Origin of the sequence: Planotetraspora silvatica, from assembly GCF_016863315.1 — a bacterium.
GTDB classification, from domain to species: Bacteria; Actinomycetota; Actinomycetes; order Streptosporangiales; family Streptosporangiaceae; genus Planotetraspora; species Planotetraspora silvatica.
In genome coordinates, this window is sequence record NZ_BOOQ01000061.1 from 35,142 (window position 1) to 58,702 (window position 23,561).

Genomic DNA, 23,561 nt, shown 5'->3' on the forward strand with positions numbered 1-23,561 from the left:
TTCGTCTGGATGGCCCGTGGAAACTTGGGAATCCCTTGGGGGTTTCACGCTACGTGCTATAAAGAGAGCTCTCCGTTACCTATCGGCTATGCCTGTCCTGGGTGAGGAGAGCGATGCGACGCGAACCCAACCGGCTGCTCCAGCAGCACCTGGCCGAAGCGGGCCTGTCCCGCAAGGGGCTGGCGAGCCGGCTCAACGATCTCGGCTCCGCCCGTGGGCTGACCGGGATGAGATATGACCATGGTTCGGTGCTGCGCTGGGCGGGTGGCCAGCGCCCGCGCGATCCGGTTCCCGGCCTGCTGGCGGAGATCTTTTCGCTGCGGCTCGGGAGGCCGGTGTCCATGGAGGACATCGGCATGCCACGCGGAGCAGTCCCTCTCGACCTCGGACAGGAGTTCCCCCATTCGTGGGAGGAGGGTGTGGCAGGCGTGACAGCACTGTGGAAGGCCGACGTCGAGCGGCGCAGGTTCCTGCTCGATTCCACCTTCGCTCTGGGAGCGGGCTCCGCCGGGATCGCCCGCTGGCTGACGGTCCCGGCGCAGGACCGACTCTCCGCGAACGGCCCGCGCAGGGTGGGCGTCTCCGACGTGACCGCGATTCACGAGGTCACGCGTTCGTTCAGTGAGCTGGACAACCGGTTCGGCGGCGGCAGCATTCGCGGACCGGTCGTGAAATATCTCGATACGGCGGTCGCGCCTCTCCTGCAGAACGGCTCGTACGGCGAGGCCACCGGGCGGGCGCTCGCCACCGCGGCGGCCGAGCTCACCCGGCTCGCCGGCTGGATGGCCTACGACCTCGAGCAGCACGGCCTGGCCCAGCGTTATCTGATCCAGGCGCTCGGGCTGGCCCGCGGCGCGGGCGACCACGGTCTCGGCGGGGAGATACTCGCCGGCATGAGCCACCAGGCCCTCTACATCGGGCAGCCCCGTCACGGCCTCGACCTCGCGCGGGCGGCCACGATGGCGGCCACCCGGTCAGGGATCTTCTCCCTGCTGGCCGAGGCCCACGTGCAGGAGGCGCACGCGTTCGCCCAACTCGGCGACGGTCCGTCGTGCGCCGCCTCGCTGCACGAGGCGGAGAAGGCCTTCGACCGGCGCTCGCCGCAGGACGAGCCCCGATGGATCGCCTACTTCGACGAGGCCTATCTCGCGGCCAAGTCGGCCCACTGCCTCCGCGACCTCGGTGACGGGGCGGCGGCCGTACGGCATGCGCGGCGGTCGCTGCGGATGGACGGCCGGTTCGTGCGGGGCCGGATGTTCAACCTCTCGCTCCTGGCGTCCGCGCTCGTGCAGCAGGGCGACCTGGAGGAGGCGTGCATGGCGGCCGGCGCCGCGTTCGACCTCGCCAGGAGTCTCCAGTCCGTACGGACCAGGTCGTACGTCGACGACTTACGCAAGCGGCTCGAGCCGTACGCCGGAGAGCCGCAAGTGGCGGACCTGCTGGGCCGCAACGGCGTCCCCGTGTGACGACCCGGGCTCCGGACGGGCATCCGGGAGGCCCGCTTTCGCCTGGTAGGGGAGTTAACGAGTTGCCAGATTTACCCAAGCAGGCGGAGTGGAGGCTTGAGCGGGAGCAGTCCGCCGGAGAGGCTGACGGCCATCCGACACTCGGGGGACCGACATGAAGCCACTCCTTGTTCTGCTGGCCGGCACGGCCATCGCCGCCGGCCCCACGGCCGCCTTCGCCGGGACGTTGCCGCCACCGCCGCAACCGTCCGGCGTGACGGCGACCACTCCGGTCGCCAAGGTCAATCCGGCCGATCAGGTTGCTCCGGGGACTCAAGCCGCTTCGGGTGCTCGGCCGCTCCCGGGCGTCGCTCCGGCGCCTCCGGTCGCCCCCGCGGCTCAGGCGCCTCCGGGCGTGGCCGCAACCGCTCCGGCGGCTGTGACCAATCGGGTCACGAAGATCCGTCCCATCGCGACTCGCACGCGGGCGCTGATCCTGACCTACGCCGCCGGGGAGACGGCCAAGCCGGAGCGCTACTCGGTTCTGAACTGCCCGGCGACATTCGGGACCCTGCGTGAGCGAGACGAGGCGTGCGTCGTCGTGAACCGGGTCAACGGCGACCTGACCCAGCTCAAGCCGAGCCAGAACACCTTCTGCCCCATGATGTTCAGCCCGGTCACGGTGACGGCCAACGGGATCTGGGACGGTCGCTACGTCGACTTCAAGCACACCTTCGGCAACGCCTGCGAGATGCACTCGGCCACCGGCACCATCTTCGACATCTGATCGCGCCGGCCACGGTGGGCCGTGATCCGGCAGCGCGGGCAGAGTAATGTTCGGGCATGTTCGCCGTGACCGCTACACAGACAGACCCGGACAACCCTCTCAAGGGACTGACGCTGGGTGACCGGCCCGAGCCGACGGTCCCCGAGGGCTGGACGACGATCACCGTCAAGGCCACCGCGCTGAACCACCATGACCTGTGGACGCTCAAGGGGGTGGGCATCAGCCAGGATCGCCTGCCCATCATCCTCGGATGCGACGCCGCGGGCGTGGACGAGAACGGCGACGAGGTCATCGTTCATTCGGTGATCGGCACCCCGATCAACGGGGACGAGACCCTCGACCCGCGGCGCTCGCTCCTGTCGGAGACCTACGACGGAACGTTCGCGGAGAAGGTGACCGTTCCCGCGGGCAACGTGGTGCCCAAGCCCGCCGCGATCACGTTCGAGGAGGCGGCCTGCCTGCCCACCGCCTGGCTGACGGCCTATCGCATGCTCTTCGACAAGGCGGCCCTCCAGCCCGGCTCGACGGTCCTCGTCCAGGGAGCGGGAGGCGGCGTGGCCACCGCCCTCATCGCGCTCGGGCGGGCCGGAGGGTTCCGGATGTGGGCGACGAGCCGTTCGGAGGAGAAGCGGGCCAGGGCCCTCGAACTCGGCGCGGACCGGGTCTTCGAGACCGGAGCCCGCCTGCCCGAGCGGGTCGACGCCGTCATGGAGACCGTGGGCGAGGCGACCTGGGCGCACTCGCTGAGCTCGCTTCGTCCCGGCGGCAAGATCGTCATCAGCGGAGCGACGAGCGGCATGGTGGCCCCCACGCAGTTGGCCCAGGTGTTCTTCCTGCAGAAGTCGATCATCGGTTCCACGATGGGGACTCGGGATCAACTTGCCAGGCTCGCCGTCTTCCTGGAGCAGACCGGACTGCGGCCGGTGATCGACCGCGTGCTCCCGCTGGCCCAGGCCGAGGACGGGTTCGCCGCGATGCACCGCGGCGACATCTTCGGAAAGATCGTCTTCACCGTGTGACCCGCGCCCGGCGTGCTCGCTACTCGCGTCCGCTGGTGGCGAGCGCGTCCGGGCTCCGGCCGCCTGGTTCGCGGGGATCAGGGTGGTTCTCCGGCGGCGCCTCACGCCGCGGCGGAGGTGGTTGCCGGAGAAACGGGTCGCGCCAGCCGTACGGACTCATCGTCGCCCCTTTCCGCGAGCAGAGTGATCAGGGGCGGAGGACGTCGCGGATGCGGGCCGCCGCCTCGTCGAGGATGACCTGGCACTCCGCCACGGTTTCGTCGGTGAGCACGCCCTCGCCGGCCTCCTGGCGGACCCGCCCGATGAAGTCGGCCAGCGCGCGCCCCAGTTCGGCGTCGTGGGCGAGCCCGCCCTGCCTGGCGAAGGACCGGCCGGTGATCGACCAGGCCTCCTCCCAGGTGCGGCGCCACTCACGCTGCCAGCGATCGGCCTCGTTGCGCCACTGCTGGCGCTGGTGGCGCCACTCGTCCTTGTGCTGGCGCCATTCGTCCCTCGCCTGCTGACGCTGGCGCCTCCACTCTTCCTTCTGCTCGCGCCAGGCGTCGCGGGACTCGTGCGAGTGCGGGCCCCGGGATTCGCCCGCGGAGTCGTGGTTGATGTCCCTGGCCATCTGGGTGAGCTCCTGGCGGAGGGAGCGCACGGTCTGCCGTACGTCCTCCTTGACCTCACGCGCGATGTCCTGGACGGATGCGGTGATCTCCCGCTCCAGCTCGGCGAGCTCGTCCATCCGCTCGTTGAGCTCGTTTCTGCCTCGATCGGTCAGGGTGAAGACCTTCTTGCCCTCCACGACCTCGTGGGTGACCAGGCCTTCCTCCTCCAGCCTCGCCAGGCGCGGGTAGATCGTGCCGGGCGAGGGGGAGTAGACGCCGAGGAAGCGGTCCTGCAGAAGCCGGATCACCTCGTAGCCGTGCCGTGGACTCTCCTCAAGGAGCTTCAGCAGGTACAGCCGGAGCCGTCCGTGGCCGAACACCGGGCTCATGCTCTCTCCTCGTTCGCTGCGCCGCCGGACTGCCTGCTCAGCAGGGTGACGTCGCCGGACACCGTGTTGGCCGACACACGGGCCATGCCGCCGCCGAGCCGTCCGGTGAGCGACCTCACTCCCGGGCGCTTCTGGTTGTCGAGGTCGGGGAAGGCCGACTCGACCCTGCCGGAACTCGAGCGCATGGACACGTCGCTGTCCACCGTCTGCTGGAGCCGTACGACCACGGAGCCGGACACGCTGTTCAGCGTGACATCGCCGGTGGGGGTGAGCTCCAGATCGGTGGTGATCCGGCCGGAGACGGTGTTGGCGCGCAGACGGTGCGGCACCCCTGCGGCGACGGTCAGGTCACCGGAGATGCTGCTGAAGGACAGATTGCCCGCGAGGCCGCGGCTCTCCACCGATCCGGAGACCGTCTCGGCGTGAACGTCGCCGCTCACGCCGTCGAGGACGATTTCGCCGGAGACGCTCTTGACGTTCGTCCGCCCCTCGAAGCCGGCCACCACGGCGGACGCGGAGATCACGCCGACCTGCACCGGGCAGTCCTTCGGCACGGTGAGCGTGAGCGTCGTGTTCCGCGAGCCGGGACGGAGCCAGCCGAGGATTCCGTCCCAGGTCAGGTCCTTGTAGGTGACGACGAGCCGGCCGTCGTCCTCGTGGGTGACCAGCAGGGGTGGCGTGCCGATGTCCGTCACCTCGAGACTGGGCGGCCCGTCACTGGCGAGCACTGCCAGCCGTCCGGCCACGATGCGGACGCTCAGTTGGCTGACAGGGGCGAACGTGAGCTGTTCGGGCTTCTCGATCGTCCAATGGGGCATTGCACGGCCCTTCCAACGCGAGGTCGCCGATCTCCGGGGGACCGGCAGCAGTGCTGTCTATAAACACGATATGTCGCGTTGCTGGAAAGTCAAGATGTATCGCGTTTCCGCCGCCCGCTCAGTCGTCCTCGTCGAGCCGGGCCAGCCAGGTGGCCAGTCGTTCGACGGGGATCTCGAACTCCGGGTTGAGGTCGACGAACTCGCGCAGCCGCTCGGCCAGCCAGCTCACGCTGACCTCCTCGTCGCCGCGCCGGTCGACGAGTTCCTCGATGCCCCTGTCCGTGAAGTACATGGTGTTGCTCCAATTACGGGGAAGTCCCCCACAGTGAAACCGTGGGGGACTTCCGTGTGCGTACGCCTTCGGACTAGCCGAAGATGCCGTCGATCAGGTCGCTCAGCTCGCTGTCGTGCTTGGAGTGCGAGCCGGTGGCCGGTGAGGAGTTGGGTGTACGGGAGACCCGGCGCAGGGTGTGCCCCCCGAGCAGGTCGGGCCGCTCGGTCGTCTTGAGCGCGAGGTACGGCCACGGGCCCATGTTGACCGGCTCGTCCTGAGCCCAGATGACCTCGATGTCGCTGCCGTAGCGAGCCAGTTCGGCCTTGAGCGGGTTCTCCGGGAACGGGTAGATCCGCTCCAGGCGGACCAGCGCCACGTCGTTCCGGCCGGCCTTGGTCCGGGCGGACAGCAGGTCGTAGTAGATCCTGCCCGAGGAGATCACGACCTTGCGGACGGCCGACGGGTCGACCGCGCTGTCGCCGAAGACCGGCTGGAAGGAGCCGGACGTGAAGTCCGCCGCCGCCGACGCGGCGGCCTTGAGGCGCAGCAGCGACTTGGGCGTGAACACGATCAGCGGCTTGCGGCGGTTGGACAGGACCTGCCAGCGCAGCAGGTGGAAGTAGTTCGCCGGCGTGGTCGGCTGGGCCACCGTCATGTTGTCCAGCGCGCACAGCTGCAGGAACCGCTCGATGCGGGCCGAGGAGTGGTCCGGGCCCTGGCCCTCGTAGCCGTGCGGCAGCAGAAGCACGACCGACGAGCGCTGGCCCCACTTCTGCTCACCCGACGAGATGAACTCGTCGATGATGGACTGGGCGCCGTTGGCGAAGTCGCCGAACTGGGCCTCCCAGGCCACCAGGGCGTCCGGCCTGACCACGCTGTAGCCGTACTCGAAGCCCATCGCCGCGAACTCGCTGAGCAGCGAGTCGTAGACGTAGAACTTCGTGGTGCCGTGGTTGAAGGCCTTGAGCGGAGTGTGCTCCTCGCCGGTCACCCGGTCGACGATCACCGCGTGCCGCTGGCCGAACGTGCCGCGACGCGAGTCCTGGCCGACCAGCCGCACCGGGTGCCCGTCGATGAGCAGCGCGCCGAAGGCCAGAGCCTCGCCCGTCGCCCAGTCGATGGTGTTGTCGGCCACCATGGCGCCGCGACGCTGCAGCACCGGCGCGAGGCGCGGGTGGACGGTGAAGCCCTCGGGCAGGCTGAGCTGGGTCTCGATGACCCGCTTGACCGTCTCCTCCGAGATCGCCGTCGCGGTGTCCTCATGCGACCACGGGATCAGCTCGTCGGGCTGCGGCGCGACGACCGAGCCCGGCTCGAGCGGTCGCTTGGTGGCCTCGCGGGTCTCGGTGAAGGCCCGCTCCAGCTGCTCCTGGTAGTCGCGGAGGGCCTGCTCGGCCTCCTCGACCGTGATGTCGCCCCGGCCGATGAGCGCCTCGGTGTAGAGCTTGCGCGTGGACCTCTTCGCGTCGATGAGGTCGTACATCAGAGGCTGGGTGAACGCCGGGTTGTCGGTCTCGTTGTGCCCGCGGCGGCGGTAGCAGACGAGGTCGATGACGACGTCCTTGAGGAACGACTTGCGGTATTCGTAGGCGAGCCTGCCGACGCGGACGACGGCCTCGGGGTCGTCGCCGTTCACGTGGAAGATCGGCGCCTGGATCATCCGGGCGACGTCCGTGGCGTAGACCGAGGAGCGGGAGCTCGCCGGGCTCGTCGTGAAGCCGACCTGGTTGTTGACCACGATGTGGATGGTGCCGCCGGTGCGGTAGCCGCGCAGCTGGGACAGGTGCAGGGTCTCGGCGACCACGCCCTGGCCCGCGAAGGCGGCGTCACCGTGGACGAGGACGGGGAGGACGGTGAAGCCCTCCTCGCCGCGCTCCAGCAGGTCCTGCTTGGCCCGGACCACGCCCTCGGTGACGGGGTCGACGGCCTCCAGGTGCGACGGGTTCGCCACGACGGATGTGCTGATCTTGGAGCCGTCGGGGGCCACGAAGTCGCCGCCCGCGCCCAGGTGGTACTTCACGTCGCCCGAGCCGTGCGCGCTGCGCGGGTCGATGTTGCCCTCGAACTCGCCGAACACCTGGCCGTAGGACTTGCCCACGATGTTGGCCAGCACGTTGAGCCGGCCGCGGTGGGACATCCCGATGACGACCTCGTCGAGCTGCTCGCGGGCGGCCTCGCTGATCACCGAGTCGAGCAGCGGGATCAGGGACTCGCCGCCCTCCAGGGAGAAGCGCTTCTGGCCGACGTACTTGGTCTGCAGGAAGGTCTCGAAGGCCTCGGCCGTGTTGAGCCGGCGCAGGATGTTGAGCTGCTCCTCGCGGTCGGACTTGGCGTGCGGCTTCTCCACCCGCGCCTGGATCCAGGCCCGCTCCTCGGGGTTCTGGATGTGCATGTACTCGATGCCGACCGTCCGGCAGTACGTGTCACGCAGGACGCCGAGGATGTCGCGCAGCTTCATCAGCGGGCGGCCGCCGAAACCACCGGTCGCGAACTCGCGCTCGAGGTCCCACAAGGTCAGGCCATGGGACTTGATGTCGAGGTCGGGGTGCTTGCGCTGGTGGTAGTCCAGCGGGTCGGTGTCGGCCATGAGGTGGCCGCGGACCCGGTAGGCGTGGATGAGCTCCAGCACGCGGGCGGACTTGGCCACGTCGTCGTCGTGGGTGGCCGAGATGTCGGGGACCCAGCGAACCGGCTCGTAGGGGATGCGCAGCGACTCGAAGATCTCGTCGTAGAAACCGTCGGCGCCGAGCAGGAGCTGGTGGATCCGCCGCAGGAAGTCACCCGACTGGGCGCCCTGGATGATCCGGTGGTCGTAGGTGGAGGTCAGCGTCATGACCTTGCTGATGGCCAGGCGCGAGAGCGTCTCCGCGGAGGCGCCCTGGTATTCAGCCGGGTATTCCATCGCCCCGACGCCGATGATCGTGCCCTGGCCGGGCATCAGACGCGGCACCGAATGCACCGTTCCGATGGTGCCGGGGTTGGTCAGCGAGATCGTGGTGCCCTGGAAGTCGTCCACGCCGAGCTTCCCGGCACGGGCCTTGCGGACGATGTCCTCATAGGCCACCCAGAACTGGCGGAAGTCCAGCGTCTCCGCAGCCTTGATCGACGGCACGAGGAGCTGGCGGGTGCCGTCGCTCTTCTGTACGTCGATGGCGAGGCCCAGGCCGACGTGCTCGGGCTTGACCAGGATCGGCTTGCCGTCCACCTCCGTGTAGGAGTGGTTCATCTCGGGCATCGCCTGCAGCGCCCGGACGATCGCGTAGCCGATCAGGTGGGTGAAGGAGATCTTGCCGCCGCGGCCGCGGGACAGGTGGTTGTTGATGACGATCCGGTTGTCGACCAGCAGCTTCGCGGGAACCGCGCGCACGCTCGTCGCCGTCGGCACCGCCAGCGAAGCCTCCATGTTGAGGGCCGTGCGGGCCGCCGCGCCTCGGATCTTCTCCTCGGTAGCGCCCGCCGGAGCGGGTGCGGCGATCTTCGGCTTCTCGGCCGGAGCGGCCTTGGCCTGCGCCGGAGCCGGCGCGGCCGGTGCTGCCTGGGGCGCCGGGGTCGGGGTCGCCGCTGGAGGTGCCGGGGCGGTCGCGGCGGCGGCCGCCCCGTTCGCGGCGGGAGCCGGGGAAGGCGCGGCGGCAGCCGTTGGAGAGGCCTTTCCCGTCCCGTTGTAGTCAGCGAAGAAGTGCCACCAGGCCTTGTCCACAGACTCGGGATCCTCGAGGTACTTCTGGTATAGCTCGTCGACAAGCCATTCGTTTTGTCCGAAGCTTGCCAGTGGGTTTGTCCGCGACGACTCAGACGACACGGCGGAAACCGCCTTCTTCCGCAGATGGGCGTTGTTGTTTTAGAACCGGTCCAAGGCTACTCGCCCTGGGCAGTGTGGTGCGCCCGTCGGGGCCCAGGTCCTGGCCCATCGTCCCAGGATCGATCAAAGAGGTCAGGCGCGAGTAGTCCGTCTGGGTGGTGAGGCCGCGCTTACTGAATGGTCATGTCTCGGCCGTGACGCGCGTTTTCGGCCGAAATGATTACATTCCGGTGATCCGGCCCGCCCGATCGTGATGTTTCGCGCAGGCCGGTTCCGCCGGGCCTTCGGTGGGAGGATTCGGGTGGCGGAGGTTCAGCCGATCAGCCGGCTTTCGATCCGGACCTCTGGGGTGATCGCGGCGAGCAGTCCGGAAAGCTCGTCTCCCGCCGCGGCCAGTTCGTCCGACGAGAGCGGCTCGAGCCGTTCGAGCAGGAACAGGGCGTCCACGGTCTCCTCGGTGATCCGGGTGCGGACGCATTGCCGCCAGTTCCACCTCCGGCAGGTGACGCCCGTGTCGTCACGCCAGACCACCTCGCCGATCTCGGGGTCGCCGAGTGCCTCCTCGGACGGCTCGTCGCCGGCGGCGCGGATGAGGCGGGCGGCCCCGTCGTAGCGGCGCAGATCCTCCCCGCCGATCGGCAGGCCGTGCCGTACGGACACGGTGTTGTAGGCGTCGACGACCAGGTTGATCTCCGGGAGCGGCATCCGGCGGACGAGGGCGTCGACCGACGGCCGGGTCCGCTGGGGCTTGGCGCCGAAGGCGCGATAGGCCGCGCGCCACGCCTCGACCTTCTCGTGGTCGGTCGGCACGGCCTGGGCGGCCGCAGCCGCCAGCCACTCGCGCGACCTGTCGTCCGTCGGCCCGTTACTCAGGCCGTAGGCGCAGATGGCGAGCACGGTGAAGTCGGGACGCAGGCGTCGTACCGCCTCGTCTATCTGGATTTCCTCGATCACGCGGTCCAGCCTACGGCCGGGCGCCGGGTCGCCATTATTGCAAATGAAAGTTTGCAAAGAGGTCTTTGCGAAGTTAGGCTCACGGACATGAGTGATGAGGTCTTCCATGTGAGCGATCCGCGGACGCTCAAGGCGGTGGCTCATCCCCTCCGGGTGCGCCTGCTGGGAGCGCTGCGGTTCGACGGGCCCGCGACGGCCACCGAGCTGGGGGCCCGATTCGGGGAGAGCTCGGGATCGACGAGCTATCACCTGAGGCAGCTCGCCCGGTACGGCTTCGTCGTGGAGGACGCGGAGCAGCGGGATCGCCGCGAGCGGCGATGGCGGGCCGTCCATCGGATGACGTCGTGGAGCAACGCCGAGATGGCGGCGACCCCCGAGGGTCGTGAGGCGTCGGCCTTCTTGAGCCGGCGCCAGGTCGAGGTGCTGACGGACGCCGCGGAGACGTTCGAGCGGGATCGGGACTCCTGGGGTCCGGAGTGGATCGAGGTCGCCGGGATGTCCGACGACGTCGTACGGCTGTCGCCGGCGTCGGTGGCCTCGTTGTCCGAGCGGATGTGGGCCATGCTCCGGGAGGCGGCGGACCGGGACAAGGACGCTCCCGACGCCCGTCCCGTGTCGGTCTTCCTCGCCGCCCACCCCCGCCCCTGACCGCCCCCTTTCCCCGTGATCATGCACGGGTTCGTGGATGGGGCCGCTGAGCTGGCCCTTGACCGCGCGTGATCATGCACAGGTTCGGCGGGATGTGCTGTGAGCTGGGCGAAAGCCGTACGTGATCATGCGCACATTCGGCAAAACCATGCGTGACCTGCGCCGACATCCTCCGTGATCATGCAATCCGGTCCGGGGCCCGGACTAAGTGCATGATCACAAACCGAGAAACCGCAGACCAGGGGTCGTGCCGCCGAAGGTGTGCATGATCACGCAACGTGAAGCCGCTGCTCAGCCGGGTCATCGCCGAACATGTGCATGATCACGGCGGGAGCCGTGGCAGGTGAGAGGCCATGATCAAGAAAGTGAGCATGATCACGCCGGAGGGGATGCGGGGGCGATATGCGCTGGTGGAGTTCCTCACCTGGCTGCCGACGGGGTTGATGATCGCGCCGATGGTCCTGCTCATGTCGGTACGTGGGCTCGACGTCGCGCAGATCGGCCTGGTCACCGCCGCCTACTCGATCACCGTCGTCGCCCTGGAACTCCCCACGGGCGGGCTGGCGGACGTCATCGGTCGGCGGACTGTCCTCGCCGCCTCGGCCGTCTTCAGCGTGGCGGGGCTCACCATGACGGCGCTGGCGGGTTCGGCCTGGATGTTCCTGATCGCCTCGCTGCTCAAGGGCGTCGCGAGGGCGTTGTCCAGTGGCCCGGCCCAGGCCTGGTACGTCGACAGGCTCCACGCGCTGGAGGGCCCGGCGGCCGACCTCAAGCCCGGTCTCGCGGCGGGCGGAGCCGCCGGTTCCGTCGCCCTCGCCATCGGGACGCTGACCGGCGGCGTGCTTCCGCTGCTGGTCAGCGGCGAGTCGCTCGCCGTGCCCGTATGGGCGGGGGGAGGCGCCGCCCTGATCCTCCTGTTCACGGTCCTCCTGGTGATGCGGGAACCGGCCAGGCAGGTACGGCCGCGCCTGGCCGACGTCTTACGCGACGTGCCGGTGACCATCGGGGGAGGTTTCCGGCTCGCCGTACGCGACCGGGGCCTCGGGCGGCTGCTGCTCGTCGCCGTGGCCGCGGGCGTGATGCTCAACTCCATCGAACTGCTGACGCCCGGGCGCCTGGCCGCGCTCACCGGCCGCCCCGAGACGGCCGGCACGATCTACGCCATCGTGGCCGCCGCCGGGTTCGCGGCGAACGCCGTGGGCAGCGCCATCGCTCCGGCGGTCGCCAGGGCCGTCGGGGGATCGATGCGGGCCGTCATGCTGGCCACCGTCTTCACGGCGGCGTCCGTGGGCGCTCTCGCGGCGTCCGTGGCGCTGGACGGCGTGGCGGGGATGGTCGCCGCCGGAGCCGCCTATGTCGTGCTGTTCACCGGTCTGGCCGTCAGCTCGCTGTTCAGGAACGAGCTCATCCATCAGCGGATCGTCTCGACCCAACGGGCGACCGTGATGTCGGTTGACTCGCTCCAGCTTCAGTTCGGCGGAACGGTCTCGTCGCTCGTGCTGGTCCCGCTCTCGGCGCAGGTGGGGGCGGGTGGGGTCTGGGCCGTGACCGCCGTGATCGCGCTGTCCGCGACTCTCCTCTATGTACGGCTCCCCGCCGCGCGGGCCGAAGTCCCGGTGCCCGTACGGGAACCCCAGTAGAACGTTGTTCGGGTGACAGTGCAGAATCGGGGGGTGCGAAAGGGGTGCGGCCGATGAGCAAGCCGACCGTGACGGCGGCCAACGAGGAACAACGCGCGGCATGGCTCGCCCGGGTCCTCCCGGAGGTCGAGTGCGTGCGGCCGGGATTGTGGTCGATCCCGGTCCCGATTCCGATCAATCCACTGCGGTACGTCCTGGTGTACGCGCTGGAGATCCCGGACGGCGTCGTGATCATCGATGCCGGATGGAACACCGACGAGGCCTACGACGCCCTCGTGGCCGGACTGCGGACGGCCGGCTATGAGATCACCGATGTCAAGGCGGTGCTGGTCACTCACATCCATCCCGATCATTACGGCCTGGCCGGGCGTATCCGGGAGGTCTCCGGGGCCTGGATCGGCCTGCATCCGGAAGACGCCCGGCTGGTCCGCGAGCGCTACGACGACTCGGCGATCCAGGAGTTGGTCGTCCGGGAGCGGAGCCTGCTGCTCCGATGCGGCGTGCCGGAGATGACGGCCCAGGAACTGGCCGGGGCCTCCATGATGCTGCGCAGTTTCGTGACGATGGCCGTGCCGGATCGCCTGATCGAGGACGGCGACCGGCTGGATCTGCCCGGATGGGACCTTCGCGCCATCTGGACCCCGGGGCACTCGCCCGGCCATCTCTGCTTCGTGGAGCCCGATCGCCGGCTGCTGTTCTCCGGCGACCACGTGCTGGCCAAGATCACTCCGATGGTGGCGGTGCATCCCCAGTCGACGGCGAACCCGCTCGCCGACTATCTCGACGCCCTCAGGAACGTCGGGAAGCTCGACGTGGACGAGGTGCTGCCGGCTCATGAGTTCCGGTTCCTCGAACTGGGCGAGCGGGTGGACTACGTGATCAGTCACCACGAGGAGCGGCTGGCGGAGGTCGAGCGCGTCGTCGCCGAGACGGGCGGCAGCACGTGCTGGGATCTCGCGACCCGGCTGACCTGGTCGAGGCCGTGGGAGACCATCCCGCCCCACATGCGGCGTGGCGCCAACAACGAGACGCTGGCCCATCTCGTCTGGCTGGAGGCGCGCGGCCAGGTCTCACGGGTGCCGGGTGAGCCGGACCTGTGGCTGCCCGCATAGGATTCCCCGCAAATCAAGTAGGAAATGTTGACTATGTGCGCCGATGCGTTTAGCGTCAGCGGCATGAGTCAGGACACGTTCTTGGCCCGGCCCGTTCGCGGGGACGCCGGCCGCGTAGTCGGCGGCCGGTGTCGATCTCGGTGAGAAACCCGCGATCGGACCGGCTCCGGGTCCCACTGGAGCGTCGCTCTTCCACGTGGAGGACCACTTGTCCAGGAAACTGCACCTCAACGCCTTCCTGATGGGTGTGGGGCACCATGAGGCGGCTTGGCGCCACCCCCGCACCGACCCCCTGCGACTCACCGACGTCCGGCACTTCCAGAACCTCGCCCAGATCGCCGAGCGCGGCCGGCTCGACTCGGTGTTCTTCGCCGACGGCCTCGCGTTGCAGGGCGATGTCCGGCACAACGCACTCGGCGGGCTGGAGCCGCTGACGCTGTTGTCGGCGCTCGCCGCCGTGACCGACCACGTCGGCCTGATCGCGACGGTCTCGACGACGTACAACGAGCCCTTCCACGTCGCCCGGAGGTTCGCCTCGCTGGACCACATCAGCGGCGGCAGGGCGGGATGGAACATCGTGACCTCGGCGGGCGAGGCCGAGGCGCACAACTTCGGCATCGAACGGCCTGCCCACCGGGACCGCTACGAGCGGGCCGCCGAGTTCCTCGAGGTCGCCACCAGGCTCTGGGACAGCTGGGAGGACGACGCGGTGGTCGGAGACCGGGACGCGGGCATTTACGCCGACATCGCCAAGATCCATCAGGTCGACCACGCGGGCGCGCACTTCCGGGTGAAGGGCCCGCTCAACATCCAGCGCCCGCCGCAGGGCCGTCCGCTGCTGGTCCAGGCGGGCTCGTCCGACGACGGCAGGGACTTCGCCGCCCGTCACGCCGAGGCCGTCTTCACCGCGCAGCAGACGCTGGAGGAGGGGCAGGAGTTCTACGCCGACATCAAGGCCCGGGCGGCCCGGTACGGCAGGCCGCCGGAGAACGTGGTCATCCTCCCCGGCATCTCGCCCATCCTCGGCGGGACCGAGCGGGAGGCGCTCCGGCTGGAGAAGGAGCTGGAGGACCTCATCATCCCGGCGTACGGCGTGGCCCAGCTGTCCAACATCCTCGGCGTCGACCTGTCGGGACACCCGCTGGACGAGCCGCTGCCACACGTGCCGGTCGAGACCGAAGGCCAGCAGAGCCGCCTCAAGCTCGTGACCGACCTGGCGCGGCGGGAGGGCCTCAGCCTCCGCGAGCTCATCGCCAGGCTCGCGGGCGGCCGCGGGCACCGGGTGCTCGCCGGGACCCCCGAGCAGATCGCCGACCAGATCCAGGAGTGGTTCGAGAACGGCGCGGCGGACGGTTTCAACATCATGCCGCCCGTCCTCCCGTCCGGCCTCGAGGACTTCGTCGACCACGTGGTGCCGGAACTACAGGCCCGAGGGCTGTTCAGGCACGAGTACGAGGGCCGGACGCTGAGGGAGAACTACGGCCTGCCCCGGCCCGCGAGCAGGTACGCCTCGGGCCCCGCCGGTGAGATCGCAGGCGGGAACGCCCCTGAGAACGCGGACGGCACTGTGGCGGTCGCCTCGTGACCGCGAACCGGTCGGGCCTCACGACGGCCCTCGCACGACGGAGGAGGACGCGATGAGCATCGTGACGCTGGTGGGGAACCCACGGGAAGGATCCCGGACACTCGCCATCGCGGTACGCGCCGCCGAGGCGGTGGCGAAACGACTGCGACAGGCCCCTGGCAACGAAGGCGCCGCAAGCCCATCGGCGGGGACGCGCCCCGGTCCTGACGGCTTCGCGGCACTGAATGACGTGGTGGACCTGGCCGCTCTCGCACCGCACCTCCTGGCCCGCGAGCCCGGGCCGGGCGTCGAGTCGGCGCTGAAGCTGGTCCTGGACGCCGAGGTCCTCGTGGTCGCCAGCCCCACCTACAAGGGGACCTACACGGGACTGCTCAAGGTGTTCCTCGACAGGCTTCCCCACCAGGCACTGGCGGGGAAGGCGGCGTTGCCGCTGCTGGTCATGGGTGATCCCAAGCACTCGCTCGCGGTGGAGGTTCACCTGAGGCCCGTGCTGGTCGAGCTGGGCGCCTTCGTGCCTACTCCCGGGCTGGTGGTGCTGGAGTCGGTGGTCCCGCGTGATTTCGGGCCGGATTCCGGGGCTGTCGCCGTACCGGAACTCGACGATCTGCTGGACGGCTGGGCCGGTCAGGTGGCTCCGCGACTGTCGTTCCGCCAGGAGGTTTCAGCATGACTGACGGAATCAGCGCGATGGACGGACTCCTTGTGACGGATGAGGGCACGCGACCGGTTCGGAGGTCCCGGCGATGACCGCCATGCACGACTCGGCCCCGGACGCTCCCGTCCCGGTGCCGCTCCGGCTCGTGTCGTCCGGGAACCTCGTGTCGTCTGAGAACCCTGTGCCCTCCCAGAACCGCGTGTCGTCCGAGAACCCTGTGCCCTCCCAGAACCTCGTGTCGTCTGAGAACCGCGTGTCGTCCGGCGATGTCGACCGTCCGGGGAACGGATCGTCCGCCGAGCAGGCCGTACCGGTCGGCGGCGACGAGTTCCGCCGGGCGCTCGCCGTGCACGCCGCCGGAGTGGTGGTGGTCACGGCGCGGCCTGAGGACGTGCCGGTGGGATTGACGGCCACCTCGTTCTCGTCGGTCAGCCTTGAGCCGCCGCTGGTGTCGTTCTACGTCGCGCAGTCGTCGACGACCTGGCCGTCGTTGCGGCTGGCCGATCATTTCGCGGTGAACGTACTCGCCGGCGACCAGGCGGACATCGCGGCCAGATTCGCGAAGAAGGACATCGACCGCTTCGCCCATCCGACCAGATGGGGCGACGGCCCGCAGGGCGTGCCGTTGCTGCACGACGTGTCGGCGCACCTGATCTGCCGCCCCCACCACACGGTCGAGGTCGGCGATCATGTCCTCGTGGTCGGCCTGGTGACCTCGACCAGCGTGAGCTCGGCGGGGCGTCCCCTGATCTACCACAAGGGCAGGTTCGGGCGGTTCCTGCCGTACTGATCCGGAGGGTGGGCCGTTCCGAGGGGGGACGGCCCACCCGACCCTTCATGCGAGGCGGACGGTGCCGCGTCCCGTCGCGAGCGGCAGGTCGAGGATCGTCCGGATGCCCGCCGGCGCCGCGCACACGGCCGCGATCGAGTTGACCGCGTGGGCGGCGGCGCCCGCCAGCCCGTGCGCCACCTCGTCGATGGTGATCGCCATGGTGGGCCGGCCCTCGATGTGGATGGCGAATCCGGGAGCGGGCCACCGCGGCACCTTCTCCGCGTCGGCCTTGTAGACGCATTCGACGGTCATGAACGGCATGTTCTTCACCAGGCCGGAGAAGACCCACCGGGACGCGCAGACCGTGCCCGGCCGCACCACGCCCGCGGCGATCTCGAACTCCTCCGTGGCCAGTTCGAACTCGTCGCTCTCCTCGATCTCGTCGAGCACGACGCCGAGTGTGGACGCCACCAGCTGGACGCTCTCGGTGAACAGCGACCGCTGGTAGGCCCGGAAGGGGCGCACCGCTTCCGCGTAGTCCTTGGGCGCGCGGGAGAAGCCGATCAGGTCGGTGACGATCTGCCGGGACGGATGGCCGCGGTAGTCCGAGGACTCGCGCACGTAGATGTGGTCGAGCCGGTCGGACAGCCCGGTCAGCGCGAGCGGCAGCAGGTCGCTCATGAAGCCGGGGTTGATGCCCGTCCCGTGCAGTGAGGTCCCGCCGCGGGCGCACGCGGCCTCCAGCCGCTCGACCACGCCGGGGCCGTACGCCTGGGGGTAGACGAATCCGGTGGTGGTGATGACGTTCTTGCCCGACGACAACAGCGCGCAGATCGTCTCGAGGTCGGTCGCGGGGTCACCGCCGAAGTACGACGCGGGAAGCGGCATGTGGAGGACGCAGTCGGCCTGCGTGGCCATCACCTGGTCGACGTCGTCGGTGCAGACGACACCCGCCGTGCCCAGGCCCACCAGTTCTCCCGCGTCGAGCCCGACCTTGTCGGGGTCGTAGACGAGAGCTCCCGCCAGCTCGAACTCCGGACGATTGATCACATTCCGCAGCGCGTATCCCCCGACTGCGCCGGTGGCCCACTGGACCACGCGCAGGGGTGGAGTTAAGGGCATGCGTGGCCTCCAGCCAGGTCAGCTCTGGGCGGGGGCCGTGCTGGGAGGGGTGTCGTCGTTGACCCACGCCCGTCCGGGGGACCAGAACTATAGCAGAAATTCACATGATTGATCACGATGCGCGGTGTTCTGTTGCCGACTGCTACCGCTTTCAGGCCGGAGAGCTATTGTTCAGGCAACTAGAACCTTGTTCTCCTCCGAAAGGTGGGCGTCATGCCGGATCTCAGGTTCGACGGACAGGTAGCGGTCGTGACGGGGGCAGGGCACGGGCTCGGCCGTTCGCACGCGCTCCTGCTCGCGGAGCGGGGGGCCAAGGTCGTCGTCAACGACCTCGGCGGCGCGCTCGACGGCACCGGCCCGTCCTCCGGTCCTGCCGCCGACGTGGCCGAATTGATCGTCAAGAACGGCGGCGAGGCCATCGCCAGCGGGGACAACGTCGCCACCCCCGAGGGTGCCCAGGCGATCGTCCAGGCCGCGATCGACACCTTCGGCCGGGTGGACATCGTGGTCAACAACGCCGGGATCCTTCGGGACAAGTCGCTGGGCAAGATGAGCGTCGAGGAGTTCGACGCGGTGCTGGCCGTCCATGTGCGCGGCTCGTTCCTGGTCACCCGCGCGGCGTTCCCGCACATGAAGGAGCAGGCGTACGGGAGGGTCGTCAACACGTCCTCGCCCGCCGGCCTGTTCGGCAACTTCGGCCAGGTCAACTACTCGACCGCGAAGATGGGCCTGGTGGGCCTCACCAAGTCCGTCGCCATCGAGGGCGCGCGCGCCAACATCAAGGCCAACGCGATCGCGCCGATCGCCTGGACCCGGATGACCGAGGCGCTGTTCCCGGCCGAACTCGAGGACAAGCTCACCCCGGAGCGGATCAGCCCGCTGGTCGCATTTCTCGCGCACGAGAGTTGTGAGACGACCGGTGAGGTGTTCTCCGTGGGCGGCGGTCGGGTCGCGCGCGTGTTCGTCGCCGAGGGCCCGGGTTGGCGTACGGACGACCTCACGATCGAGGCGATCCGCGACAACTGGGACGCCGTGATGACGGAGGAGCCCCACCTTCAGCCCACCACGCTGGGGCGGCAGGCCACCGCGTCCATGCAGGCCATGCTGTAGGCCACGTCCTCGATACCGCGGCGGGCGCCGGGCATGTCGAGGCGCCTGCCGCGGCCCACGCGCATGATCACGCTCGGGGTTCGCGCAGGTCGTACGGCATGCCCGCGAATCTGTGCATGATCACGCTCGAGGTTTGCGCAGGTCGTACGGCGTGGCGCCGAACCTGTGCATGATCACGGCCAGGATTTGTGCAGGATCACGTGGAGATGGGGCCGGGGTGGCGGGGGGATGGTTCGCGGCCGGGCGGCTGGCGGAGCCTCTGCTCCGGGACCGGGGTGATGGGCGTCGTGCGCGAGACCGGCTCGCGGCCGAGCGTGAACGCCTCCCCGTGGTGGTGCAGGGTCAGCGAATGCCCGTGCACCAGCGTGTAGGTCGTCGTGGTCGCGGTGATGTCGACGCATACCAGGCGGCCCCGGTAACGCATACGGAAACAGAGCCGGGTGATGCCGTCGGGCAGCCGGGGGGAGAAGCACATCCGGCCTGAACACGCGCGCATGCCGCCGAAGCCGGCGACCAGAGCCGTCCACGCGCCGGCCAGCGAGGCCATGTGGACGCCGTCCCTGGTGTTCTTCTCCAGGTCGTGCAGGTCCATCAGCGCGGCCTCGCCGAGGTAGTCGTAGGCGAGCTCCAGCTGGCCCACCTCGGCCGCCATCACCGACTGCGTGCAGGCCGACAACGAGGAGTCCCTGACCGTCAGGCGTTCGTAGTAGGCGAAGTCACGGGCCTTCTCCTCCGGCGTGAACGCGTCGCCGCGCAGGTGGAGCGCGAGCACGAGATCGGCCTGCTTGACCACCTGCTTGCGGTAGAGGTCGAAGTAGGGGAAGTTCAGCAGCAGCGGATACTGCTCCGGCTTGGTGGTCTCGAAGTCCCAGATCGCATGGCGGGTGAACCCCTCGCTCTGGGGGTGGACGCCGAGCCGCTCGTCGTACGGGATGAACATCGCGGCCGCGGCGTCCCGCCAGATCGCGATCTCCTCCAGCCCGACGCCGAGCTCCTGGGCGCGGTCGCCGTGGCGGACGGCGGCGTCGGCGGCGGCGCGCAGGTTCATCTGGGCCATGAGGTTCGTGTAGACGTTGTTGTCGGCCACCGCGCTGTACTCGTCGGGCCCGGTGACGCCGTCGATGCGGTAGTGGCCCTCGACGTCGTGGTGGCCGAGGCTGCACCACAGCCGGGCGGTGGCGACGAGCAGCGGCATGCCGGTCTCGCGTTCGAACTCCATGTCCTCGGTGGCGTCGACGTACCGGACGGCCGCGTCGGCGATGTCGGCGTTGACGTGGAACGCCGCGGTGCCGGCCGGCCAGTATCCCGAGCACTCCTCGCCGTTGATGGTCCGCCAGGGGAACGCGGCTCCGTGCAGTCCCAGTTGGTGGGCGCGCTCCTCGGCCTGCGGGAGGATCGACTCCCGCCACTGCAACGCGTCCGCGGCCGACCGGGGGTGTGTGTAGGTGAGGACGGGCAGAACGAAACTCTCGGTGTCCCAGAACGCGTGCCCGTCGTAGCCGGACCCCGTGAGACCCTTCCCCGGTATCGGCCGCCGTTCCAGCCGCGCCCCCGCCTGGAGCAGGTGGAACAGCCCGAAGCGGACGGCCTGCTGTATCTCCGCGTCGCCCTCGACCTCCACGTCCGCACCGGCCCAGAACTCGTCGAGATACTTCCGCTGCTTGGAGAGCAGGCCGTCCCACCCGGTGAGGCGGGCGGCGGCCAGAGCGGCGACCACCTGGTCGTGCAGGGCGGGGCGGGAGCGCTGGGCCGACCAGCCGTAGGCGAACAGCTTGATCAGACGCAGCCGCTCTCCAGGCTTGAGCTGCGTCGCCACCGTCAGGCGGCTCACGTCGTCGGCGCCGTCGGCCTCGGCCCGCGTCCCGGAGGGGCCGTCGATCTGGTGCCGCATCGCGGCGGCCACGCGCAGGTTGCTGGCCCGGGTGCAGTGGACCATGACCGCCACACCGGACGTACCGGAGGCGTTCTCCTCCAGGACCAGCGGCGCCTCGAGCGCCGCGGCGGCACGCGGGTCGCGGTCCATCCCGGGCAGGGTCTCGTTGGCGACCAGTTCGGACTGGACGACCACGCCCAGCGGTTGCCCGACGGCCTCGACCTCGTAGTGCACGGCGGCGACCGCCCGGTGAGTGAACGACACCAGCCGTGTGGACCTGATGCGGACCTCGCCACCCGCCGGAGAGGTCCAGTGGACCGTGCGGGTGAGGGTGCCCGCCCGGAGGTCGAGCACCCGCTCGTGCTCGTGCAGCGTGCCGTACCGGACGTCGAAGGGCTCGTCGTCGACGAGCAGCCGGATGAGCTTGCCGTTGGTGACGTTGACCACGGTCTGCCCGGACTCGGGATAGCCGTAGCCGGCCTCGGCGTACGGCAGGGGCCGCAATTCGTAGACGGAGTTGAGGTAGGTGCCCGGCAGGCCGTGCGGCTCGCCCTCGTCGAGGTTGCCGCGCAGGCCGATGTGCCCGTTGGACAGCGCGAACACCGACTCGGTCTGCGGCAGCACGTCGAGGTGCAGACGGCACTCGCGGATCCACCACGGCTCCACGGTGAAGGCGGGATGCTGGATCATCGCTGCTCCAGGAGGTCGGCGAGGTCGGTGACGACGGTGTCCGCACCGTGATCGCGCAGTGCGTCGGCCTGTCCGACCCGGTCGACGCCGACGACCAGGGCGAACCGGCCGGCCCTGCCCGCCTCCACTCCGGCGAGGGCGTCCTCGAAGACGGCCGCCTCCGAGGGCTTCAGGCCGAGGGCCTGTGCTCCCGCGACGTACATGTCCGGTGCGGGTTTGCCGGCGAGATCGCGCGTCTGGGCGACGGCGCCGTCGATCCGCGCCTCGAACAGGTCGGCGATGCCGGCGGCGGCCAGGACCCGAGCGGTGTTGGCGCTCGACGAGACGACCGCCGTCTTCAGCCCGGCCTCCCGGACCGCGCGGACGTAGCGCACCGATCCGTCGAAGACGTCGACGCCCTTCTCGTCGAGGACACTCTGTACGAGTGCGTTCTTGTGGTTGCTGACGCCGTTCACGGTCAGGGCGTCCGGCGGGTCGCCGGGGTCGCCCTCGGGGAGGTCGATCCCTCTCGAGACCAGGAACGACCTGGTGCCGTCGAGTCGTTTCTTGCCGTCGACGTAGCTGTCGTAATCGGACACCTCGTCGAACGGCGTGAAGGGCGTCCCCGTACGACCGGCCCACGTCCGGAGGAATTCGTCGAACGCCCGCTTCCAGGCGGCCGCGTGGACGGTGGCCGTCCGGGTCAGCACTCCGTCCATGTCGAACAGGCAGCCGCGGACTCCGTCAGGCAACCCCAGCATCAGACCTCCTGGGTATGACATTCCGGAAATAGAAGGCCTTTCTTCTCGGGTCTCTACCCAACCCGGAAGCGCACGCGCATCCGAACTTTTGCCGTTTTCGGCGAAAGATTGCATCAGATCGATAAAAGACCTTCCCTCCAGCAGGGGACGGGAGGTACCTTCGCCGCAATCACTTTGACGCGGAGGCGCGTTGTGAAGCGGAGCACCATGCGGCCGGAGAACGTGCACCAAGCGACCCTTCTGAGGCTTCTCCGGGAGGGCGGCCGTTCGCGCGCCGAACTCGCGGACGTGGTCGATCTGTCACGCTCCAAGCTCAACGTGGAGCTGGACAGGCTGATCGAGCTCGGCCTGGTCGAGTCCGCCGGTCTCGCCGCCTCCCGAGGGGGCAGGCGGTCGGGCAAGGTACGGCTCTCGCCCCACACGCGCTTCGCCGGGATCGACATCGGGGCGACGTCGATCGACGTCGCGATCACCAACGGCGAGCTCGAGGTGCTCGGGCACGTCAGCGAGCCGTGCGACATCCGCGAGGGGCCCGCCGTCGTGCTCGACCGGGCGGTCGAGCTGCTGGGCAAGTTCCGGGAGAACGGGCTGTTCGGCCAGCTCCACGGAGCGGGGATCGGAGTCCCCGGCCCGGTGAGCTTCCCCGAGGGCGTCCCGGTGGTGCCGCCGATCATGCCGGGCTGGGACCGCTACCCGGTGCGTGAGGCGATCGGGCAGGAGCTCGGTTGTCCCGCGATGGTCGACAACGACGTGAACATCATGGCCCTCGGCGAGCTGCACGCCGGCCTGGCGCGCAACGTCGACGACTTCCTCCTGGTGAAGATCGGCACCGGGGTCGGCTGCGGCATCGTGGTCGACGGCAAGATCTACCGGGGCGTCTCCGGAAGCGCAGGCGACATCGGGCACATCCGGGTGGACGATCTCGGACCGGTCTGCGCGTGCGGCAACTCCGGCTGCCTGGAGGCCTACTTCGGCGGCGCGGCCTTGGCGAGGGAGGCCACCGCCGTCGCCCGCGGGGGCGGGTCGCCGTACCTCGCGGAACGGCTGGCCGCGACCGGCGAGCTCCGTGCCGAGGACGTGGCCGCCGCCGCGGCGCAGGGCGACGCGGAGGCGATCAGGCTCATCCGCGACGGCGGCCATCGGGTCGGGCAGGTGCTGGCCAGCCTGGTCAGCTTCTTCAACCCCGGTCTCGTGATCATCGGCGGCGGGGTCGCCCGCCTCGGCCACGTCCTGCTCGCCGAGATCAGAAGCGTGGTCTATCGCCGGTCGCTGCCGCTGGCGACGGGCAACATGCCCATCGTGCTCTCCGAACTCGGCGAGATCGCGGGCGTCGTCGGGGCCGCCCGTCTCATCAGCGACCACGTCTACTCGGCCAAATAGCCCGTCGAGCCACCCCCCAGGAGAGCCGCATGGCCGACGAACCCCCCGTCTTCCCCCAGGAGCGCGCGATGACCGAGGTCGACCCGATCGCCACGCCCGGCCCCGGCGAACGTCCGCCCGGAGCGGCCCACCCCGCTTCCCCGTCCGTCCTCGCCCGGC

At 69.6% G+C, this 23,561-nt stretch carries 19 protein-coding genes; 11 read left to right on the forward strand and 8 right to left on the reverse strand.

Features of this window, described 5'->3' with window-relative positions; all coding sequences use genetic code 11:
- Positions 1-113 precede the first annotated feature (113 nt).
- The 3 genes from Psi02_RS37460 (at position 114) to Psi02_RS37470 (ending at position 3,251) form a co-directional block, all read left to right on the forward strand.
- Entirely contained in the window at positions 114-1,466 is a 1,353-nt protein-coding gene (locus Psi02_RS37460; RefSeq protein WP_203980669.1) for an NsdA family TPR-like regulatory protein, read from the forward strand.
- A gap of 154 nt (positions 1,467-1,620) precedes the next feature.
- Positions 1,621-2,232: an SSI family serine proteinase inhibitor gene (locus Psi02_RS37465; protein WP_203980670.1), complete on the forward strand. Its 612-nt coding sequence runs from the start codon at positions 1,621-1,623 to the stop codon at positions 2,230-2,232.
- A 56-nt stretch (positions 2,233-2,288) separates the two neighbouring features.
- Positions 2,289-3,251: a zinc-binding dehydrogenase gene (locus Psi02_RS37470; RefSeq protein ID WP_203980671.1), complete on the forward strand. Its 963-nt coding sequence runs from the start codon at positions 2,289-2,291 to the stop codon at positions 3,249-3,251.
- A 187-nt stretch (positions 3,252-3,438) separates the two neighbouring features.
- Here the strand turns inward: Psi02_RS37470 and Psi02_RS37475 are convergent, their stop codons facing one another.
- From Psi02_RS37475 to Psi02_RS37495, 5 genes are all read right to left on the reverse strand, one after another.
- Positions 3,439-4,230 carry a PadR family transcriptional regulator gene (locus tag Psi02_RS37475; RefSeq protein WP_203980672.1) on the reverse strand — a complete coding sequence of 264 codons (792 nt, stop codon included), beginning with the start codon at positions 4,228-4,230 and terminating at the stop codon, positions 3,439-3,441.
- Positions 4,227-5,048 carry a DUF4097 family beta strand repeat-containing protein gene (locus Psi02_RS37480; RefSeq protein WP_203980673.1) on the reverse strand — a complete coding sequence of 274 codons (822 nt, stop codon included), beginning with the start codon at positions 5,046-5,048 and terminating at the stop codon, positions 4,227-4,229. The genes Psi02_RS37475 and Psi02_RS37480 overlap by 4 nt, the downstream gene beginning before the upstream one ends.
- 118 nt (positions 5,049-5,166) lie before the next feature.
- A complete protein-coding gene (locus Psi02_RS37485) occupies positions 5,167-5,340 on the reverse strand; it encodes a DUF6104 family protein (RefSeq protein WP_203887975.1) in 174 nt (57 codons plus the stop codon).
- A gap of 73 nt (positions 5,341-5,413) precedes the next feature.
- Positions 5,414-9,121 carry a multifunctional oxoglutarate decarboxylase/oxoglutarate dehydrogenase thiamine pyrophosphate-binding subunit/dihydrolipoyllysine-residue succinyltransferase subunit gene (locus tag Psi02_RS37490; protein ID WP_203980674.1) on the reverse strand — a complete coding sequence of 1,236 codons (3,708 nt, stop codon included), beginning with the start codon at positions 9,119-9,121 and terminating at the stop codon, positions 5,414-5,416.
- A gap of 312 nt (positions 9,122-9,433) precedes the next feature.
- The gene (locus tag Psi02_RS37495; RefSeq protein WP_239095492.1) at positions 9,434-10,075 is read right to left on the reverse strand and encodes a B3/B4 domain-containing protein; all 642 of its coding nucleotides are present in this window, start codon (positions 10,073-10,075) and stop codon (positions 9,434-9,436) included.
- An 87-nt stretch (positions 10,076-10,162) separates the two neighbouring features.
- On the opposite strand from Psi02_RS37495, the gene Psi02_RS37500 reads away from it, so the two are divergent.
- From Psi02_RS37500 to Psi02_RS41025, 6 genes are all read left to right on the forward strand, one after another.
- Positions 10,163-10,723: an ArsR/SmtB family transcription factor gene (locus Psi02_RS37500; RefSeq protein WP_203980676.1), complete on the forward strand. Its 561-nt coding sequence runs from the start codon at positions 10,163-10,165 to the stop codon at positions 10,721-10,723.
- Positions 10,724-11,076: 353 nt separating this feature from the next.
- Positions 11,077-12,363 (forward strand): MFS transporter, encoded by a 1,287-nt coding sequence (locus Psi02_RS37505; protein ID WP_203980677.1) that lies wholly within the window; start codon positions 11,077-11,079, stop codon positions 12,361-12,363.
- Positions 12,364-12,416: 53 nt separating this feature from the next.
- Positions 12,417-13,475 (forward strand): MBL fold metallo-hydrolase, encoded by a 1,059-nt coding sequence (locus Psi02_RS37510; RefSeq protein ID WP_203980678.1) that lies wholly within the window; start codon positions 12,417-12,419, stop codon positions 13,473-13,475.
- A gap of 208 nt (positions 13,476-13,683) precedes the next feature.
- Positions 13,684-15,060 (forward strand): LLM class flavin-dependent oxidoreductase, encoded by a 1,377-nt coding sequence (locus Psi02_RS37515; protein ID WP_275415338.1) that lies wholly within the window; start codon positions 13,684-13,686, stop codon positions 15,058-15,060.
- Positions 15,061-15,112: 52 nt separating this feature from the next.
- On the forward strand, positions 15,113-15,730 hold the full coding sequence (locus Psi02_RS37520; protein WP_203980679.1) for an NADPH-dependent FMN reductase: 618 nt from the start codon (positions 15,113-15,115) through the stop codon (positions 15,728-15,730).
- Between the two features lie 73 nt (positions 15,731-15,803).
- Positions 15,804-16,505 carry a flavin reductase family protein gene (locus Psi02_RS41025; protein WP_308442304.1) on the forward strand — a complete coding sequence of 234 codons (702 nt, stop codon included), beginning with the start codon at positions 15,804-15,806 and terminating at the stop codon, positions 16,503-16,505.
- 45 nt (positions 16,506-16,550) lie between these two features.
- Here the strand turns inward: Psi02_RS41025 and Psi02_RS37530 are convergent, their stop codons facing one another.
- Complete coding sequence (locus Psi02_RS37530; protein ID WP_203980680.1) at positions 16,551-17,609, reverse strand: NAD(P)H-dependent amine dehydrogenase family protein; 1,059 nt, start codon at positions 17,607-17,609, stop codon at positions 16,551-16,553.
- A gap of 213 nt (positions 17,610-17,822) precedes the next feature.
- Here Psi02_RS37530 and Psi02_RS37535 point away from each other — a divergent pair, with 213 nt between their 5' ends.
- Positions 17,823-18,719 (forward strand): SDR family oxidoreductase, encoded by an 897-nt coding sequence (locus Psi02_RS37535; RefSeq protein ID WP_203980681.1) that lies wholly within the window; start codon positions 17,823-17,825, stop codon positions 18,717-18,719.
- A 196-nt stretch (positions 18,720-18,915) separates the two neighbouring features.
- Here Psi02_RS37535 and Psi02_RS37540 read toward each other — a convergent pair whose 3' ends face one another.
- Together Psi02_RS37540 and Psi02_RS37545 are read right to left on the reverse strand one after the other, a co-directional pair.
- Complete coding sequence (locus tag Psi02_RS37540; RefSeq protein ID WP_203980682.1) at positions 18,916-21,282, reverse strand: glycoside hydrolase family 65 protein; 2,367 nt, start codon at positions 21,280-21,282, stop codon at positions 18,916-18,918.
- Positions 21,279-22,022 carry an HAD family hydrolase gene (locus Psi02_RS37545; protein ID WP_203980683.1) on the reverse strand — a complete coding sequence of 248 codons (744 nt, stop codon included), beginning with the start codon at positions 22,020-22,022 and terminating at the stop codon, positions 21,279-21,281. Before Psi02_RS37545 ends, Psi02_RS37540 begins: the two co-directional genes overlap by 4 nt.
- 192 nt (positions 22,023-22,214) lie before the next feature.
- Between Psi02_RS37545 and Psi02_RS37550 the strand changes: the two genes are divergently transcribed.
- Positions 22,215-23,402, forward strand: coding sequence for an ROK family transcriptional regulator (locus tag Psi02_RS37550; RefSeq protein WP_239095493.1), 1,188 nt, complete (start codon positions 22,215-22,217; stop codon positions 23,400-23,402).
- Positions 23,403-23,561 lie beyond the last annotated feature (159 nt).

Excerpts from the sequence above, each read along its gene's own strand:
- Psi02_RS37460 (WP_203980669.1), top strand. The coding sequence starts at position 114 with ATGCGACGCGAACCCAACCGGCTGCTCCAGCAGCACCTGGCCGAAGCG.
- Psi02_RS37465 (WP_203980670.1), top strand. The coding sequence starts at position 1,621 with ATGAAGCCACTCCTTGTTCTGCTGGCCGGCACGGCCATCGCCGCCGGC.
- Psi02_RS37470 (WP_203980671.1), top strand. The coding sequence starts at position 2,289 with ATGTTCGCCGTGACCGCTACACAGACAGACCCGGACAACCCTCTCAAG.
- Psi02_RS37475 (WP_203980672.1), bottom strand. The coding sequence starts at position 4,230 with ATGAGCCCGGTGTTCGGCCACGGACGGCTCCGGCTGTACCTGCTGAAG.
- Psi02_RS37480 (WP_203980673.1), bottom strand. The coding sequence starts at position 5,048 with ATGCCCCATTGGACGATCGAGAAGCCCGAACAGCTCACGTTCGCCCCT.
- Psi02_RS37485 (WP_203887975.1), bottom strand. The coding sequence starts at position 5,340 with ATGTACTTCACGGACAGGGGCATCGAGGAACTCGTCGACCGGCGCGGC.
- Psi02_RS37500 (WP_203980676.1), top strand. The coding sequence starts at position 10,163 with ATGAGTGATGAGGTCTTCCATGTGAGCGATCCGCGGACGCTCAAGGCG.
- Psi02_RS37505 (WP_203980677.1), top strand. The coding sequence starts at position 11,077 with ATGATCAAGAAAGTGAGCATGATCACGCCGGAGGGGATGCGGGGGCGA.
- Psi02_RS37510 (WP_203980678.1), top strand. The coding sequence starts at position 12,417 with ATGAGCAAGCCGACCGTGACGGCGGCCAACGAGGAACAACGCGCGGCA.
- Psi02_RS37520 (WP_203980679.1), top strand. The coding sequence starts at position 15,113 with ATGAGCATCGTGACGCTGGTGGGGAACCCACGGGAAGGATCCCGGACA.
- Psi02_RS41025 (WP_308442304.1), top strand. The coding sequence starts at position 15,804 with ATGACCGCCATGCACGACTCGGCCCCGGACGCTCCCGTCCCGGTGCCG.
- Psi02_RS37530 (WP_203980680.1), bottom strand. The coding sequence starts at position 17,609 with ATGCCCTTAACTCCACCCCTGCGCGTGGTCCAGTGGGCCACCGGCGCA.
- Psi02_RS37535 (WP_203980681.1), top strand. The coding sequence starts at position 17,823 with ATGCCGGATCTCAGGTTCGACGGACAGGTAGCGGTCGTGACGGGGGCA.
- Psi02_RS37540 (WP_203980682.1), bottom strand. The coding sequence starts at position 21,282 with ATGATCCAGCATCCCGCCTTCACCGTGGAGCCGTGGTGGATCCGCGAG.
- Psi02_RS37545 (WP_203980683.1), bottom strand. The coding sequence starts at position 22,022 with ATGCTGGGGTTGCCTGACGGAGTCCGCGGCTGCCTGTTCGACATGGAC.